Source organism: Pseudomonas sp. B21128 (assembly GCF_044218865.1).
GTDB lineage: Bacteria > Pseudomonadota > Gammaproteobacteria > Pseudomonadales > Pseudomonadaceae > Aquipseudomonas > Aquipseudomonas iridis.
Genome location: NZ_CP162590.1, coordinates 4,414,948 through 4,431,080, shown reverse-complemented (window position 1 = coordinate 4,431,080; position 16,133 = coordinate 4,414,948). Strand labels below are relative to the sequence as shown.

General features: G+C 60.0%; 13 protein-coding genes. 6 read left to right on the top strand and 7 right to left on the bottom strand.

The window, feature by feature from the left end:
* Window positions 1-26: 26 nt before the first annotated feature.
* Entirely contained in the window at window positions 27-4,835 is a 4,809-nt protein-coding gene (locus tag AB4P91_RS19800; RefSeq protein WP_395603474.1) for a hypothetical protein, read from the bottom strand.
* 219 nt (window positions 4,836-5,054) lie between these two features.
* Between AB4P91_RS19800 and AB4P91_RS19795 the strand changes: the two genes are divergently transcribed.
* The gene (locus tag AB4P91_RS19795; protein ID WP_150591746.1) at window positions 5,055-6,095 is read left to right on the top strand and encodes an Ldh family oxidoreductase; all 1,041 of its coding nucleotides are present in this window, start codon (window positions 5,055-5,057) and stop codon (window positions 6,093-6,095) included.
* A 41-nt stretch (window positions 6,096-6,136) separates the two neighbouring features.
* On the opposite strand, the gene AB4P91_RS19790 is transcribed toward AB4P91_RS19795, so the two are convergent.
* Window positions 6,137-6,454, bottom strand: coding sequence for a YqjD family protein (locus AB4P91_RS19790; RefSeq protein WP_150591747.1), 318 nt, complete (start codon window positions 6,452-6,454; stop codon window positions 6,137-6,139).
* Between the two features lie 154 nt (window positions 6,455-6,608).
* Between AB4P91_RS19790 and AB4P91_RS19785 the strand changes: the two genes are divergently transcribed.
* Window positions 6,609-6,860 (top strand): hypothetical protein, encoded by a 252-nt coding sequence (locus AB4P91_RS19785; RefSeq protein WP_042559031.1) that lies wholly within the window; start codon window positions 6,609-6,611, stop codon window positions 6,858-6,860.
* Here AB4P91_RS19785 and AB4P91_RS19780 read toward each other — a convergent pair.
* On the bottom strand, window positions 6,835-7,782 hold the full coding sequence (locus tag AB4P91_RS19780) for a LysR family transcriptional regulator (protein WP_395603473.1): 948 nt from the start codon (window positions 7,780-7,782) through the stop codon (window positions 6,835-6,837). The two genes, AB4P91_RS19785 and AB4P91_RS19780, sit on opposite strands and share 26 nt — an antisense overlap.
* An 84-nt stretch (window positions 7,783-7,866) precedes the next feature.
* Here AB4P91_RS19780 and AB4P91_RS19775 point away from each other — a divergent pair, with 84 nt between their 5' ends.
* Entirely contained in the window at window positions 7,867-8,790 is a 924-nt protein-coding gene (locus AB4P91_RS19775; protein WP_395603472.1) for a carbon-nitrogen hydrolase family protein, read from the top strand.
* 117 nt (window positions 8,791-8,907) lie between these two features.
* Here the strand turns inward: AB4P91_RS19775 and AB4P91_RS19770 are convergent, their stop codons facing one another.
* The gene (locus AB4P91_RS19770) at window positions 8,908-9,381 is read right to left on the bottom strand and encodes an LEA type 2 family protein (protein WP_395603471.1); all 474 of its coding nucleotides are present in this window, start codon (window positions 9,379-9,381) and stop codon (window positions 8,908-8,910) included.
* 66 nt (window positions 9,382-9,447) lie between these two features.
* A complete protein-coding gene (locus tag AB4P91_RS19765) occupies window positions 9,448-10,914 on the bottom strand; it encodes a nucleobase:cation symporter-2 family protein (RefSeq protein WP_150687372.1) in 1,467 nt (488 codons plus the stop codon).
* Window positions 10,915-11,062: 148 nt separating this feature from the next.
* On the opposite strand from AB4P91_RS19765, the gene zapE reads away from it, so the two are divergent.
* The 3 genes from zapE (at window position 11,063) to AB4P91_RS19750 (ending at window position 13,402) form a co-directional block, all read left to right on the top strand.
* Window positions 11,063-12,184: a cell division protein ZapE gene (gene zapE / locus AB4P91_RS19760; RefSeq protein ID WP_395603470.1), complete on the top strand. Its 1,122-nt coding sequence runs from the start codon at window positions 11,063-11,065 to the stop codon at window positions 12,182-12,184.
* Window positions 12,185-12,201: 17 nt separating this feature from the next.
* Window positions 12,202-12,783, top strand: coding sequence for a DinB family protein (locus AB4P91_RS19755; protein WP_395603469.1), 582 nt, complete (start codon window positions 12,202-12,204; stop codon window positions 12,781-12,783).
* 121 nt (window positions 12,784-12,904) lie between these two features.
* A complete protein-coding gene (locus AB4P91_RS19750) occupies window positions 12,905-13,402 on the top strand; it encodes a GNAT family N-acetyltransferase (RefSeq protein ID WP_150591754.1) in 498 nt (165 codons plus the stop codon).
* A gap of 86 nt (window positions 13,403-13,488) precedes the next feature.
* On the opposite strand, the gene AB4P91_RS19745 is transcribed toward AB4P91_RS19750, so the two are convergent.
* Together AB4P91_RS19745 and AB4P91_RS19740 are read right to left on the bottom strand one after the other, a co-directional pair.
* On the bottom strand, window positions 13,489-13,698 hold the full coding sequence (locus tag AB4P91_RS19745) for a hypothetical protein (protein ID WP_395603468.1): 210 nt from the start codon (window positions 13,696-13,698) through the stop codon (window positions 13,489-13,491).
* Window positions 13,699-13,864: 166 nt separating this feature from the next.
* Entirely contained in the window at window positions 13,865-16,111 is a 2,247-nt protein-coding gene (locus tag AB4P91_RS19740) for a TonB-dependent siderophore receptor (protein ID WP_395603467.1), read from the bottom strand.
* Window positions 16,112-16,133 lie beyond the last annotated feature (22 nt).

The following is a 16,133-nucleotide window of genomic DNA, read 5'->3' as shown; positions in this document are numbered from 1 at the left end:
CCTGCGCCCTTTTTTTTATGTTTTTTTCAGGGCGCCGGCACCGGGTCCAGTTGCCGGCCCATCTCGCAGATCAACAGGGCGAGCGAATCGGCATTGTGCAAAATGATATCGATCCGCGCATCCGCTGAGATCCGGTTGTAAAAAGCGTTGCGCGCCTCATCCATGGTCGGGCTGCTGGTCAGCCTGAGTATTTCTTTGCCGATGTGTCTGCCATCGGGGCTCTTGTCCAGATCGACATACTCCCCGCGGCGGTGGCTTTCACGCGCAAAGAGTGCCTGACGCGGCGTTTGCAGGGACAGCGCGGTGCTTCGAAAGTCTTCCAGCGCATCCCTCAGGTTTCGCCCGAAGACCGTGATGGTGTTGATCAGATCGGGAAACGGTCGCCGGGCTTCCAGTAAGGCGAAGTCTTCGGTGCCGGAGTATTGATGGGAAAATTCGTGGATCAGGGTGGCAGCCTGGGCGTGGCCTTCGATGTTGAAGGGCTCACTCAGATGCTCTTGGTAGTAGGCCAGGTTCGGGTCGAAGAAATGCTCGGTGAAATGCACCATTTTGCGCTCGTCCTTGATCAGTACAAACGCACTGACGGAGGACTTATAGATATTGGAGCCCACCACAAACCGCTCGGTGTTCATCAGGTCATCGCTGGGGTCTACCAGCGCTTCACAGATCGGCACGATCGCCTTGTGCACCTTGCTTAACAGGTGTTTATCGACCGCAGTTACCCCGAAAAAACCCTTGAGAAAGCCATCCAGCCGGCTGCCGGGAACGTTGGCTTTGAGTTGGGCCAGATTGTGCAAACTGTTGAAAGCGTAAAAGCGGGCAATGTCGATGGCCTGCTGGATCTGCCGTGCTTTATACGGATGAAGGCGCTGAATCTCCTTCATGCCAATCGCTTCAATGTTCAGCAACGCTCTGCGGTTGGCTTCAACATCATCCGCGCGCGACAGGATCGACATGACTTTGCCGTAATGCGCGGCGTTCTGATCAGGTGCCAGCAGCAGGCGTGAGCCGCTCTGGACCAGGCTCGGGCCGGGTGCCAGGTCGTTGACCATCTGCCACACGGGACCTGAGTGGTCTACACGGTTTACTTTGCCAGCGATCGGCGCATAGGTGCGCTTGTTGAGCAGATCCTCATAGAGGCCTGTTTGTGGGACATGCCGCAGATCCTGCAGCGCGACATCCGTGGCTTCGAAGGGCTGCAACTCGGTGCGCAGCGGCGAGGTGGTTCTGATCTGCGACCAGCTCGGTGCAGCCTGCGCGGTGGGCGGTGTGGGGACGTCGGTGACGTCGGTGACGGGCGCGGCGCCTTCCAGCTTGAGACGCCCCAGCGAGATCATTTGCGCCGCCCCTGAAATAAAGCTTTTCAGGGCTTGCGGCCAGTGATGATCCTGCAAGCCTTCGGCGGAGTGCTTGAAGTCTTTGTAGGCCTGCCAGAGAAAAGAGAGGTAGGACACTTTACCCGGGAGCAGGCTCGCGCTCAGGCTGATACCTCGGTTAAACAGCGCTTTGGCCGTGTCCCAGTCGGACTGGGCGTCGCGTTGCAATTGGCAGCTCAGCAATTGCGGCAGCAGTTTGAGGTTGTCAGTAAAAAACCTGTGCAGCACGTTGCCGGTGATGGGCGTGCTGGACAGGGTGAACTCACTGGTCATGCCAGCGCTGGATTGTAAAAGCGTAGCGAAGATCGACTGCTGCGCCTGGGGCAAACGACGAATCAGCAGGTCCTGGAAACTGCCCGGTGTGTTGATGGCGGCGATGACGCTCGCCGAATCCACGAACTCGCGCAACACCTCTTCACCATACGGCGAATACAGGACCAATGGGCCGGTGTGGCCGCCGCCCGGACCGATCAGGTACAGCCCCAACGCTTCGACAGCGACTGCGCCTGCGGTCTTGAACAACGACAGCGGAGAAACAATCGCGTGGGCGCCTTCGACGGTTTTGCGGGCGAGGCCATCCGGCATGTCGAGCACCTGACACAGGTGATCGAACGCGCGGGCGGACAGCTGTTGCTGCATCTTCAGACCTTGCGCATGTTGCAGCAATTGCCAGGGCAACTGGCGATAAAAGCGCTGTCTGCGCGCCGTGGCTTGCGCATTGCCCGGCGACAACGCGGCGGTGATCTTTGCCGCGAATGTCGTGGGTATGTCCAGCGACAACAGCAATTGCCTGACAGCGCTTTGATCCAGGCCGGCCGGTAGACGCCGGGTGGTTTTCGAGGCGACCTTGAACCCGGTGCCCTGGCCGATGTTGAAATGATTCAACGCAAATTCCGTCAGCGGGCGCGCAGGGCCGGCCAATGCCAGGTTGGGGGTGATCTCGATGTTCTGCGGATCAAGCGCGCTACCCGGGAAACGGCTGTCGAGCAACGACTGCAAGCGCTGGCTGACGTACTCGGGCAGTGAAGGCAGGCCGCTGAGGTAATCCTGCTGGTCAACCACACTGTGGCGCCATTGCTCCAGCAGTTCGAGATAAAGCTGTTGCTCTTGCACCGGCGCCATGCCCATCCAGGCCGGCAGCGATTGTTGCTGGCAGATGGCGTTGGCCAGGAAGACGCTGCGCTCCAAATTGGTGTCAATCGGGGTTTTCACCACTACGTCAAAGGCAACCTTGAGTTTCGACGCCGTCTTGATGCGCTGGCGAAGCTGATTGCAACGCGCAAGGAAATGCTCGATGCCGGACTGGACACGTTCCAGCAGCACGTTGTCCTCGATCAACCGCAAGGCACCCAAGGTGTACTCGTTATGAAACCGACGTTGCTGGGGCAGCAGGTTTTCCAGCAGCGTCAGGCGATCAAGCTTGTCCTTGAGCCGATGTTCCAGCGCGAGGCGGGCGCCGCCGATGCTGGCAAAGACTTCCAGACCCTGTGCCGGGGTCCACAAAACGGCGCGACCGGAGTGCAGGTCATCCAGGCCGCCACGCTCGGTCAGTAAAAAGCAATGGGCCAATGCCAACGCTTGCACCACCCCGGCGCTCCTGAGGGTGATTGACCAGGCGTCGGGTCGGAAACCATTGAGCGAGCGACGATCATCGCGGCTGGGCTGAGCGTTGTTGAACACGGTGTCGACTATCGCTTGCTCCGGCACCGTCAGCGAGCCACTCATCACGCGTAGCTGCGCCTCATGGGTCACGCCGCTGAGCAACACATTGCTGAGCCTGCCTTTGAGAGTGTCGAGGTAACGGCGCTGTTCGGCTTCGGTCGCGGTCGGCTGCCCTCTGAACGTGCCGGTCAGCACGATGTTTTCCAGATCACAGGTGTCGGCAATCCTCGTCGCCTTGTGCGCCAGCACTTCGGAAGGTTGTTGCACGCCGGTCAATACCGGGCGTGTCGACCAACGCTCGCCGGCGTCCAGAGTCAGCAGCCGTTCATGCAGCATGGCGCGGATATCCAGGGCCTTGTCGAACAATGAATGAATGTCGACGCCGCCATCGCTGTGCCGGAACACTTGCAAGGCGTAGGCGATGTTTTGCCGTTGCTTGGTGATGATCGCCTCGCACAGCACTTTGAAGGGCTCGCCGCCGAGGCTTTCTCCCGTTACGTTCGGGCGATTGAAACCAATGAACCGGTTGCGCTCCTGCATGCTCAGCAAGCCATAGAATTCGTCCTGATGACCGCGTGCGCCGAACTTGCTCAACACGGTGTCTCGCAGGTCAGGGTAGTCCTTGAGCACCTGCAACCCGTGCGTGGGCGTGTACAGACAGGCATCGATGTGGCTGATCATCAGCGAACCGGCCAACTCGACATACTCGGGTTGGTACTCCCAGATCCGCACGTTTTCGATGGTCGGGCGACCGGCCGGTAAGGCGTCGGGCTGAATCATCTGATGCAGGACAGCGAACTTGTCAGCGCTGAGGATGGCGCTTTCGCGTTTGATCATCAGATCGGCGCGGGCCTGCTCTTGGAGCACGGCACTGAAAAACGTGTTACGCGGCGTACCTGTTTCGGCGGGCGCCTGCCAATAGTGTTGCAATTGTTGAAAGAGCAACACCTGCAGCTTGCCCGCGACCGCATCAAGCGCCTCTTCCCATACGGCCTGGTCGCGATCGAACGGTGCACGCCCGGGATGGGAAAACTCATGCATCTGGTCAGTTGGCCAACCCTGATTGCGGTAGACCATCAAGACTGCGTCACTCAGGCTGATGGAGTCGTGCCAGTGCCTGACGGACTGCGTTGGCGATGCGGCGTTAGCGCTGCCCAGCGCGGCATCGAGGTAGAAGTTGACTCGGGTCAGCGCCTGATTGATGTGAGGCAAACGGATGTTCAACAAGCCGTTGAGGAGCGTTTCCAGCATCGATGTCAGCGAGGGCAGGCGTTTCAACTCGTCGAGCGTGGTTTGGGCATTGCGTTGCTGGCTCGCGAGAATCTGCGCCTTCTGATGATCGAAAATGTCGCCTTCGATGGCTTCGAACGTCAGCGTGCGTTGCCGCTGTTCGACAATGTCCCTACGTTGGTCGAGCGCGATGAAGGTCAGAAGCAGGTCGTCTTCTTCGGCATCCTTCAGACGTTTTTCTCGCTGTTTTTTCAGCGTGGCCAGGCTTTCGTATTTCTTGATGCCGTCGTAGGGCGTGTACAGGATCGCGCCCTGGTCATCAGGCGTTTCGCTGAGAATGAAACAGCCTGCCAACGTCACCGAGGGCGCCGTGCCTGCGTGAATGTGAATGCTTTGCGCAAGCATTGGCGGGGTTTGCCGGCTGCGCAGTGCCTGGGTGGCGAGTTTCACATGGCTCAGCCAGGTGAAATCCTTGGCATTGAGGTTGTGCGTTTTACCCAGTTGCCTCCACAGCGCGGGAAAATTCAGGGTTTCGGGGAACAGCAACGGGGATGCCGGCTCAGTCATCATCAGGTCTCGAAATGGCGCGTGCGGCGCGAAGAATGAAAACCGAGACTAGGGGCGATGAAGGCGGCGCAGGTGGTAGATAGTTATCGCACGGCCAGATGCTGGTGCTTTGGACGGCAGGCGTCGAAGGGTTGACAGGGTACTGTTGTGGCGTGGTTAATCGGTGCGCAAGTTGTCCGTACGCTGGTGTTCCCTCCAATAACTATTCTGGAGCTTCAGATGTCTGCGCCAAACGATTGTGCAATACCTGCCGCTGCGTCCTCGATCACCGTTGAGGCGCTGACCGGGTTGCTTGAAAGCGTGTTTCTGCGCAATGGCACCAGTGCCGAAGTAGCGCGGGTGCTAGCCGCCAACTGCGCCAATGCCGAGCGTGATGGTGCTCATAGCCATGGCGTGTTCCGCATTCCCGGCTATGTTTCGACTCTGGGCAGTGGCTGGGTCGACGGCCAGGCAGTGCCCCAGGTTGAAGACGTCGCCTCGGGTTTTGTCCGGGTCGATGCCGGTAATGGCTTTGCCCAGCCGGCACTGGCAGCGGCTCGGGCGCTGCTGGTGGAGAAAGCGCGTCACGCCGGAATCGCCGTGTTGGCCATTCGCAACTCTCACCATTTCGCCGCGCTGTGGCCGGATGTCGAGCCTTTCGCCGAGGAAGGGCTGGTGGCATTGAGCGTGGTCAACAGCATGACTTGCGTGGTGCCGCACGGCGCTGACCGGCCCTTGTTCGGCACCAATCCGATTGCATTTGCCGCCCCGCGCGCCGGCGCCGCACCCATCGTTTTCGACCTGGCCACCAGTGCCATTGCCCATGGCGACGTGCAGATCGCCGCACGCAAAGGTGAAAAACTGCCGCCGGGGATGGGCGTCGACAGCCTCGGCCAGCCGACTCAGGACCCCAAGGCGATTCTGGAAGGCGGGGCACTGTTGCCGTTTGGCGGGCACAAAGGCTCGGCGCTATCAATGATGGTCGAATTGCTCGCGGCAGCGCTAACGGGAGGGAATTTTTCTTTCGAGTTCGATTGGTCCAACCATCCCGGGGCGAAAACACCGTGGACCGGCCAGCTATTGATCGTCATCGACCCAAGCAAGGCGGCGGGCCAGAGCTTCGCCGAGCGCAGTGAAGAACTGGTGCGTCAGATGCATGGGGCAGGGCTCAAGCGCTTGCCGGGGGACCGTCGGCATTTGCAGAGGGCGAGGTCGCTGGCTCAGGGGATTGTGCTGGATGAGCCGACTTTGCTGCAGCTCAGAACGCTGGCTGGATACTGAGGTGTGGTGAGGGGACGAGTCCCCTCACCATAGGAGATTGCTTAGCGACGACCGAGCAGCAGACCCACCACCAGGCCAAAGCCGGCCGAGATGGCCACGGTTTGCCAAGGGTGGCCGCCGATGTAGCTTTCGGTGGCTTCGACCGCAGGTTTGGTGCGATCACGCACGCTGGATACCGAGTCCAGCGCCTGCTGCAGCTTCACCGAGATTTGTCCGCGAAGGGTCTCCGCTTCTTCGCCGACCATCGAGGCACTGCTCTTGAGCAGTTTTTCGGACTCTTCGATCAGTGCCTGGAGTTCGCTGAAGGCTTGATCCTTGATTTGATCCTGGGCGGCTTGTACGGCGGATTTGCGGGCCATTGGGTGACTCCTTGCAGTTGAATGGACAGTGGTCAATGGAGTGTGACGCAGGGTAAAAAGTTGCACTGAATTTAGTCCGGAATCAAAAACCTGCGCGGGAGATTTCAGTCGAGCGTGTAAGATGTCGGCAATTTACGCAGCAGGAAAATTCCCCATGAGTTTCAATCTGGCCGACAAACCCCTCGCAGAGCGCGCCGCGCTGGAAGATGAGAAATCCCGTCTGTTCGACCTCTGGCAAAGCAATCTGGGCAAGGCCAAAGGCGAAGCTGCACGGTTGTTCGGCGAGCGCGCCAAGCGCAAGGGCAAGTGGGCCGAGTGGGTCCGTGCGGAACTGGACGGCATGTCACCGCCGGAGTTCGCCAACATGGTGCGCAGTGAGGTCAATCGCTTGATGGCAGCGAAGTAACGCCGCTGCAGTCGCGGTTGAAACACGCAACAATGGCTTCGCGTACCTTCACCACCACAGGGTCGAGCTGGGTACTGGTGCGCCAGCCCAGCTCGATCGGGTAACGCGGCAAGGCCAGCGGGCAGGGCAACAGCGCCAGGCCACTGAGTGCGGCGATGCTCGCGGCGGCATGCGCCGGAATCGTCGCCACCGCCTGGCTGCCCTTGAGCAGAAAAGGCAGCGCGGCAAAATGTGTGGTCGACGCACACACCCGGCGAGTCAAGCCTAACGTCGCCAGTCCTTCATCGGTGATGCCGATAAAACCGCCTGACGAGACCAGAAGGTGCTCGCGGGCAACAAACTCCTGCAGATCGATCTGTTGCTGGCCCGGCGCAAGGCTCACCGGGTCGACCAGGCACGCGTAACCCCCTTCGCCCAACACCTGACGGCTGAGCAAGCGTTCGGCAAAGCCGCCGGCAGTGATCGCCAGGTCGATGCTGCGTTCCATCAGCGCGCGGGCGACGATCTGGCTGTGGGTCTGGCGGAAGATCAGCCGCAGTTTCGGTGCACTGCGGGCGATTTCCTCGATTAAGCGACGGCCGTAAGCAATTTCAAAATCGTCCGAAAGGCCAACAGTGACCGAACGACCGTCGTAGTGATTGGCCGTCGGATCAACCATCGCCAGACTTTGCCTGCATTTGTTCAGCGCCTCGCTGACCACCGGTTTCAGCTGATTGGCCTTGAGCGTCGGCGCCAATCCGCGGCCGGTGCGCACAAACAATTGATCGCCGTAAACTTCACGCAGACGCCGCAATGCCGCGCTGACTGCCGATTGCGTCACGCCCAGGCGCAGGGCTGCACGGCTGGCACTGGATTCTTCATGCAGGGCTTCGAATACTTTCAACAGGTTGAGGTCGACCGGGGCGATATTCATTTGGCTCATATCATTCAGCAGTGAGCGGGGCTTTATTCATGATCCCGTGACGCCGGAGAATCAGCAACACCTGAATCGGATGGAGTGACCGCGATGCCAAAATCAATCGTAGCTGCGCTGCAAATCGGCGCATTACCCGGTGGCAAAGACGCTACCCTGTCGCAGATTCTCGGTTGGGAGGCCGCCATCATTGAATCAGGCGCGGCGTTGGTGGTGATGCCGGAAGCCTTGCTCGGCGGGTATCCGAAAGGTGAGGGCTTCGGCACGCAACTGGGTTATCGATTGCCAGAAGGTCGTGAAGCGTATGCACGTTATTTTACCAATGCCATTGATGTGCCGGGTGCGGAGACCGACGCGTTGGCGGCTTTGGCGGCGCGCACCGGGGCCAATCTGGTGATCGGCGTGATCGAGCGCTCGGGCAGCACGTTGTATTGCACGGCGCTGTATTTCGATCCGCAGTCCGGACTTGTCGCCAAACACCGCAAATTGATGCCCACCGGTACCGAGCGGCTGATTTGGGGCACGGGCGACGGCTCGACGCTGCCGGTGCTCGACAGCCAGGTCGGCAAACTCGGCGCGGTGGTGTGCTGGGAGAACATGATGCCTTTGCTGCGCACAGCGATGTACGCCAAGGGCATTGAGGTCTGGTGCGCGCCAACCGTGGATGAGCGCGAGATGTGGCAGGTGAGCATGCGCCACATCGCTCATGAGGGGCGCTGTTTTGTGGTCAGCGCCTGTCAGGTGCAGGCGTCGCCGAATGAGCTGGGGGTGGAGATCGCCAATTGGCCGCAGGATCGTCCATTAATTGCCGGTGGCAGCGTGATCGTCGGGCCGATGGGTGATGTGCTGGCGGGGCCGTTACGCGGCGAGGCAGGGCTGCTGACGGCTGAAATCGATACGGATGACCTGATCCGGGCGCGCTATGACTATGACGTGGTCGGCCATTATGCGCGGCCCGACGTGTTCGAGTTGAGCGTTGATGAGCGCGCCAAACCGGGCGTACGGTTCAACACATAACCCTTGTGACAAAGCCTGGCCTGGGTCGTATCTGGATCCCCACAGGACAACAACCGGGATTCTGGATTGCGCCGGCCTGGCAAGGTCAGTGGGTGGATCAGCGAGGCTGACGCATTTTTACCAGGTCGCGGCGCTGGCCTTGGGCAGGCTGAGTTTGCCGCTGTCGACAAAACGCACGGTGCCGAACAGTCCGCCGGCGAGTTTGCCGCGCAGTACGTAGGGCAGGTTGTCGAGGGTTTGCGTCTGGCTCAGGCCGAGGGTCTGGCGCAACACCGAGAACGCGGAAACGCTGACCGGGACGCTGACCACTGTTTCGGAAAACCGCGCGATCGTCCCGCTCTGGTCGCTGACGCCCGAGGCCAGCGCATGGCCGTTGACCTCCAGATCGAGGGCGATGCCGTTGTAATCGATAGCGGTTTCGTTGGGGTTCTGTACGCGCAGTTTGATCGCGAAACGCACTTCCAGATCCTGACTGGTCAGCGGTTCGATCCCGACCACGTTGATGTTGACCGGGTCACGATTGGGAAACAGCGCGCAGGCACTGAGCGACAGCAAAAATAGCGACAGGATCAAGGCGTGCAAGCGGCGCATAAACAGTCTCTCAACAAAAAAGGGCTGAGCCGCTACCGGATCAGCCCTGTTATTCAGAGCGCAGTGTTAGCGGTTCAACTGTGCGACAGCCGCAGGCGAGGCAGGTTCACCTTTGGCCGGGACATCCGGGTTTTCCATGACTTGCAGGATAGAGGCTTCCGGATCGAAGTCGTCCTCCTCAAGTTCGATGAATTCTTCTGGCAGGAAGATGTTCAGCACGATAGCGCACAACGCGCCCACGGTGATTGGCGATTCGAAGATATTGCGCAGCGCCTGGGGCAGTTCGCGCAGGACTTCCGGCACGGCGGCGATGCCCAGGCCCATGCCCAGGGAAATGGCCACGATCAGCATGTTGCGCCGGTGCAGGCCAGCCTCGGCGAGGATCTTGATCCCGGCCACGGCCACGGTGCCGAACATCACCAGTTCGGCGCCGCCGAGCACGGGTTTGGGCATCAGTTGCAACACCGCACCAATCATCGGGAACAGGCCCAACAACACCAGCAGGCCGGCAATGAAAAACGCGACGTAACGGCTGGCCACGCCGGTGAGCTGAATCACGCCGTTGTTCTGCGCGAAGGTCACCATCGGCATGCTGTTGAACACCGCTGCCATCGCCGAGTTGAGACCATCGGCGAGCAAACCGGACTTGATCCGGCGGATGTACAACGGGCCTTTGACCGGTTGCCGGGAAATCATCGAGTTGGCAGTCAGGTCACCGGCAGCCTCCAGCGGCGAGACGAGGAAAATCACCGCGATGGGCACAAACGCTACCCAGTCGAAATTGAAACCGTACTTGAACGGCACCGGTACGCTGACCACCGGCACGTCGGGCAGGTTGGCAAAGTCCACGCTGCCCATCAACCAGGCGACCACGTAGCCGAGGGTCAGGCCGATGACGATCGCGCCCAAACGCAGGAACGGCACGTCGACCCGGTTCAGCACCACGATGGTGCCGAGCACCAGCGCTGCCAGAAACAAATGGCTGGCGCCGCCCAGATCCGCGGCGCCGAAACCGCCGGCGATATCGGTCATTGCCACTTTGATCAGCGACAGGCCCATCAGCGTGATGATTGTGCCGGTGACCACCGGGGTAATCAGCATGCGCAGTTTGCCGATGAACTGGCTCAGCGCCACTTCAATGAACGCAGCGAAAAAGCACACGCCGAAGATCGTCGAGAGAATTTCATCGGTGCCGCCACCGCGGGCCTTGACCATAAACCCGGCACTGAGAATCACGCTGATAAAGGAAAAACTTGTTCCTTGCAGGCACAACAAGCCAGAGCCCACCGGGCCGAAACGCTTGGCCTGAACGAACGTGCCCAGGCCCGAGACGAACAGCGCCATGCTGATCAGGTAAGGGATTTCGCTTTGCAGACCGAGGGCGCCGCCCATGATCAGGGTCGGGGTGATGATGCCGACGAAACTCGCCAACACGTGTTGCAACGCAGCAAACACAGTGGCGGTCAGGTGCGGGCGGTCGTTGAGGCCGTAGATCAGATCGTTGTTGCGCAGGGCTTTTTCAGAGGCGGTCATGATGATTTGCGCGCCGTGAGGCGGAGCCGGGTCAGAAAATGGAGGCGCAGAATGCCGGAAGAGAGCGGCGAGGGCAACGCAATAAAACTGCCTGAAAGGTCAGGTTTTATTGGGTGTGGCGTGGGCAAGCCGTGGCATACTGCCGCGCATGACTTTCGACTCTCCGCTAAGCGCCTGGCAGCATGCCATCGAGCACAAGGGTTTCATCCAGGATGAAGCTCAGGAGCACGCTGTATGGGCGCTGCAAAAATGCCACGAAGCCTTGCACGGCGGCGCCCGCTCCGTCAGCGGCGTGTACTTGTGGGGCCCGGTCGGGCGCGGCAAGACGTGGCTGATGGATCAGTTCTATCAAAGCTTGCGAGTGCCAGCGCGGCGGCAACACTTCCATCATTTCATGGGCTGGGTGCACCAGCGTTCGTTCCAGTTGACCGGCATCGCTGATCCGCTGCGTGCGCTGGCCAAGGAGCTGGCGAGCGAAGTGCGGGTGCTGTGTTTCGACGAACTGTTCGTTAACGACATTGGCGATGCGATCATTCTCGGGCGCCTGTTCCAGGTGATGTTCGACGAAGGCGTGGTCGCGGTCTGCACCTCCAACCTGCCGCCGGATGATTTATACGCCGATGGCTTCAATCGCGACCGTTTTGTCCCGGCCATCGCGGCGATCAAGGCGCATATGCAGGTGGTCCCGGTGAATGGCGCCGAGGATCATCGCCTGCATCCGGGCGTGATCCACCAGCGCTACTTTGTCGTCGCCAATGCCGGAAGCACCAGTGCACTGGGCGAGGTCTTTGACGCGTTGACGGCCGGGCAATCGGCCAGCGCTGAACCGGTAACGGTCGGCCATCGAGTGCTCAACGTGGTGCGGGCCAGTCAGACTGTGCTCTGGTGTCGATACGCTGACCTGTGCGAGCAACCGTTCGCCGCCATGGATTTCATCGCGCTGTGCGACAACTACCGGGCTATTCTGTTGAGCGAGGTGCCGAACCTCAGCGCACAGAAGCGCGAAGGACGTATCGCTCGCGGCACCGAAGACGGCAGCGCGCAAGTGGTGGCGGGGGATCGTGAGTTGCCACAGTTATCGGTGCACGACGATGGCGTGCGGCGTTTTATTGCCTTGGTAGACGAGTGCTACGACCGCAAGGTCCCGCTGTACATCGAGGCACACGTGGCGATGGAGGCGCTCTACACCGAGGGCTATCTGCAGTTCCCGTTCCGCCGCACCCTCAGTCGCTTGCAGGAAATGCAATTGCAGCGCTTTGCCGAGGCTTGAAAGAAGAGGGCGCCCACATGAACCAGCCGCTGTCCCATCATCTATTGACCATGGCGTATCAAAACGCCTGGGCCAATCACCGACTGGCCAAGGCCTGGTCGCAACTCGACGACAGCGAGCTGTCGGCCCCTCGGGTGAGTTTTTTTCCGAGCCTGCGGCTGACCCTCAACCACATCCTCACCTGTGACTGGTTCTATGTGGATGCGCTGGAGCGCGAACTGCGCGGGGACGAACCGCATCCTGACTGCTACGTGTTTTTCAACGCCGCCGAACCCTTTACCGACCCACTTCCATTGCGTGAGGAACAGGCCCGTGTCGATCGCCGGCTGATCGCTTATTGCGAACAACTGCGCGATGCCGATCTGGGCCGGCTCGTTACCATCGCCCGCGAGATACCGCAGCACGACAGCCGCTTGCGCATGCTTTCCCACCTGTTTGAGCATCAGATCCATCATCGTGGGCAGGTGCACGCGATGCTTAGCGACACTGCCGTGAAACCGCCGCAACTGGATGAGTTTTTCTGTGTCGGTGAGGCGCGATTGCGCGCCGCGGATTTTGCTGAATTGGGCTGGACCGAGGAGCTGATCTGGGGGCGTTGAACGACCTTGTGATCTTTTGCTTTCCCTGCGGGTTGTCCGCCGGGCCGCGGTCGCGCTAAGGTCTTGCTGTGCCTTTCAGCAAGCACTTTGCGCGCTGGGGCTTTTGTGTTCGGGGATGGAAATGGATTCCGCAGAAATTCTTGTGCTTCAGGCCAGTTACACCAATCCAGTGCACGCCGAGGCCATTGGCGTTGTACTCAATCACTATGCAGAAGATCCCATGGGTGGCGAGCAACCGATCGACCCTGAGTTGCTGCGACGCCTGCCCGAAGAGCTGGCGCGCCGGCCGCACGCCTTCAGTGTGCTGGCGTTTGTCGGCGGTGAACCGGCAGGGGTGGTGAACTGCTTTGAGGGGTTTTCCACATTCGCATGCAAACCCTTGGTCAACGTCCATGATGTGGCGGTGATGAGCAAGTTTCGCGGTTTGGGGTTAAGCCAGAAAATGCTCCGCAAGGTGGAGGAAATCTCCCGTCAGCGCGGCTGCTGCAAGATCACACTCGAAGTACTGGAAGGCAACGCCGTGGCGCAGAACGCCTACAGCAAATTCGGCTTTGCGCCCGGCATGTTCAACCCTGATCACGGGCGCATGCTGTTCTGGATCAAGGATCTTCAGGCATAAAAAAAGGCGCCCGAACAGGGCGCCTAACTGTCTTCCCCCAGGCCGGAGCACAGCCGTGGGAGGTTCATCGGTTGCTCTGTAAAAACTCAGTTGCGGTAGGAGTCGGTCACTTGCGCCGTCTGATCGGCGGGAACCCGAATCTCTTTCGTGCTGGCGTCGTTCGCCTGTTCGCTTTGCGTGTGATGGACGGGGAAATTGTCGAAGTAATGACGCATGCGTTCGGCGCCACCTTCAGCGAAAGCGCTGGCGGAACCAAGGGCGAGTAGCCCGGCAAGCATTGCGGTGGTGATTTTCATGGTGCCTCCTACTGAACAAGTCGGAGCCGTTCGTCCATGAAGCAGATCTCGGGGGCAATTCTGTGCGGAGCGAATTAACTCGGGGTTAACACCCTTTGACGGTGTGCCCTACCTGTAGCGCGGGCGCTTGTTCCTGCACTACAGGTGATGGGTGGATAAAAGAAAGTCAGAGCTTCCAGTCCAGGCTCACCGTGACTGTGCGCGGATCGCCCCAATACACGCCGTTGTAGAAGCCGACGTTTTCGTAGTACTTCTTGTCGAAAAGGTTATCGACGTTCAGCGAGGCCGAGAGGTTTTTGTCGATGGCATAGCGCGACATCAGCTTGACCACGGTGTAGGCGCCCTGGTGAATCTTGGTATTTTCGGTGATGAATTCGCCCTCGGCATCCCGGCCGATCGGGCGATTCGAATCGCCGAAAATACGGCTCTGCCAATTGACCGCACCGCCGACGGTCAGCGCTTGCCATTCACCCGGCAAACGATACGCCGTGGAAACCCGCAGCATGTTCAGCGGTTGGTTTTCATTGGTGCGTTGTTGCTCACCGTTGGCCGAATGGGTGTAGGTGTAGCCGGCGGTCATGTTCCAGCCGTTGAGAATCTCGCCTGAGACCTCGGCTTCGAAACCACTGACTTTGTTGCCTTTACCGCCTGACTTGTAGAACTTTTCACGGGTGACCGGATCTGGCGGCACCGAATTGTCGACCTCGGCCACGTTGTCCTGCTTGCTCCAGAACAGCGCCGTGGCGACATTGAGTCGCTCTTCCAGCAAGCTGCCTTTGAGGCCCACTTCGTAGTTGCTGCCGACGACCGGATCGAGGTACTTGCGACTGCTGTCGCGGTTGCTCTGCGGTTTGAAAATATCGGTGTAGCTGACGTAAGCGGTGTATTCCGGCGTCAGGTCGTAGAGCAGGCCGGCGTAGGGTGTCCAGACGTCACTTTGTTGCTGGCGAGTTGTTTCAACGCGGGTCAATTGCAGGCTTTTGTCATACGAGTAGTCGGCATTTTCGCCTTCCCAACTGCCGTAACGGCTCCCGATCACGGCGTGCAACTGATCGGTCAGGCTCAGGCGCGTGGCGATGTAGCCAGCCTTCTGCCGCGTGTTGCCCCTGGAGCTGGTGAGGCCTGTGACGGTGTCGGGGAACCTGGCGATATCGCCCATGTATTTCCAGTCGCGGATGCTGCCGTAACCGGCGCCACGCGGTCCGTTGACGGTCTTCGGGGAGTAGGAGCGGTGTTCGGCTTCGCCATAGCCGAACATCATTTCGTGCTCACGACCGAGCAACGAATAGGGGCCGGAGAGATTGAAGTCATAGACGTCCATTTTCTGCGTGCCGACCATGTGCGAAGAGTAAGCAACCATGCCACTGCGGTCTGCGTCGGGGAAACCTTCGCCGCCATAATAAACCTTGCCGTCGATATCGCTTTGGCGGTGGGTGTAGGCCGCTTTCAGGTGCCAGCCTCCAGCCAGTGCCTGATCAAGGGTGGAGAAGGCGGTCTTATCCTTGAGTGGCCACGAGCTCCAGGAAGTCGCCATATTGGTCGAGCGACCCAGCCCGGCCTTGCCGCCGTCGGCGTTCCAGTAGGGTACGGTGCCCCAGGCCGAACCTTGCACCTGTTTGTCCTGATAGTCATAACCCACGGCGAGCACGGTGGAATCGGTCAGGTCGGCCTCAAGAACCCCGTAGCCGACTTCCCGTTGCAGCGCGTACTTGTCGCGAAACGACTGGCTGTCGCGGTAAGCCAGCACCGTACGCCCGCGTAAACGGCCATCAAAGGCCAGCGGGCCGCCGACATCGACGTAACTGTAGTAGTCGTCGTAGCTGCCACCGCTGACTCCGGCCAGGGCCTGAAGTCGGGTCGTCGGCCGTTTGCGCACCATGTTGATGGTCGCCGACGGATCGCCCGCACCCGTTGTCAGGCCAGTGGCACCGCGCACCACTTCTATGCGGTCGTAGATGATGGTGTCGGCGTCGGACTTCATCCGGTCGAACGTGTTGAGCATCCCGTCGATCTGGAAATTGTTGATCGAATAACCCCGGGAGGAATAGCTGACCCGATCCGAGTCAAGGTGCTGGACCACCACGCCAGTGGTCTGGCTCATGGCTTCGGACAATGTACCGAGCTTGAAATCATCCATCTGCTGGCGGGTGACCACCGACACCGACTGTGGCGTTTCCTTGATCGACAGGTTCATTCGGGTAGCGGTGCTCATGGCGCCGGTGGTGTAAGCGTGGGTGTTTTCGGTGCTGCTGCCCAGGCCTTGGGCGGAGATGTTGGTCGATTCCAGTTGCAGCGCCGGGGCGGTGGGCTCCGGTGCTTTTTCGGTGTCGGATTCAGCCAGCAGATCGGGGCTCAGTGCGGCTGCGCAGAGGCCGAGGGTAAGGGTCATGGAACGGGTAATGGGCGCGAACATCGCAGCCGACTCCTTGTCTTCG

What these genes read in the sequence shown, in the direction of transcription:
- AB4P91_RS19800 (WP_395603474.1), bottom strand. Translation starts at nt 4,835, where the DNA reads ATGACTGAGCCGGCATCCCCGTTGCTGTTCCCCGAAACCCTGAATTTT.
- AB4P91_RS19795 (WP_150591746.1), top strand. Translation starts at nt 5,055, where the DNA reads ATGTCTGCGCCAAACGATTGTGCAATACCTGCCGCTGCGTCCTCGATC.
- AB4P91_RS19790 (WP_150591747.1), bottom strand. Translation starts at nt 6,454, where the DNA reads ATGGCCCGCAAATCCGCCGTACAAGCCGCCCAGGATCAAATCAAGGAT.
- AB4P91_RS19785 (WP_042559031.1), top strand. Translation starts at nt 6,609, where the DNA reads ATGAGTTTCAATCTGGCCGACAAACCCCTCGCAGAGCGCGCCGCGCTG.
- AB4P91_RS19780 (WP_395603473.1), bottom strand. Translation starts at nt 7,782, where the DNA reads ATGAGCCAAATGAATATCGCCCCGGTCGACCTCAACCTGTTGAAAGTA.
- AB4P91_RS19775 (WP_395603472.1), top strand. Translation starts at nt 7,867, where the DNA reads ATGCCAAAATCAATCGTAGCTGCGCTGCAAATCGGCGCATTACCCGGT.
- AB4P91_RS19770 (WP_395603471.1), bottom strand. Translation starts at nt 9,381, where the DNA reads ATGCGCCGCTTGCACGCCTTGATCCTGTCGCTATTTTTGCTGTCGCTC.
- AB4P91_RS19765 (WP_150687372.1), bottom strand. Translation starts at nt 10,914, where the DNA reads ATGACCGCCTCTGAAAAAGCCCTGCGCAACAACGATCTGATCTACGGC.
- zapE (WP_395603470.1), top strand. Translation starts at nt 11,063, where the DNA reads ATGACTTTCGACTCTCCGCTAAGCGCCTGGCAGCATGCCATCGAGCAC.
- AB4P91_RS19755 (WP_395603469.1), top strand. Translation starts at nt 12,202, where the DNA reads ATGAACCAGCCGCTGTCCCATCATCTATTGACCATGGCGTATCAAAAC.
- AB4P91_RS19750 (WP_150591754.1), top strand. Translation starts at nt 12,905, where the DNA reads ATGGATTCCGCAGAAATTCTTGTGCTTCAGGCCAGTTACACCAATCCA.
- AB4P91_RS19745 (WP_395603468.1), bottom strand. Translation starts at nt 13,698, where the DNA reads ATGAAAATCACCACCGCAATGCTTGCCGGGCTACTCGCCCTTGGTTCC.
- AB4P91_RS19740 (WP_395603467.1), bottom strand. Translation starts at nt 16,111, where the DNA reads ATGTTCGCGCCCATTACCCGTTCCATGACCCTTACCCTCGGCCTCTGC.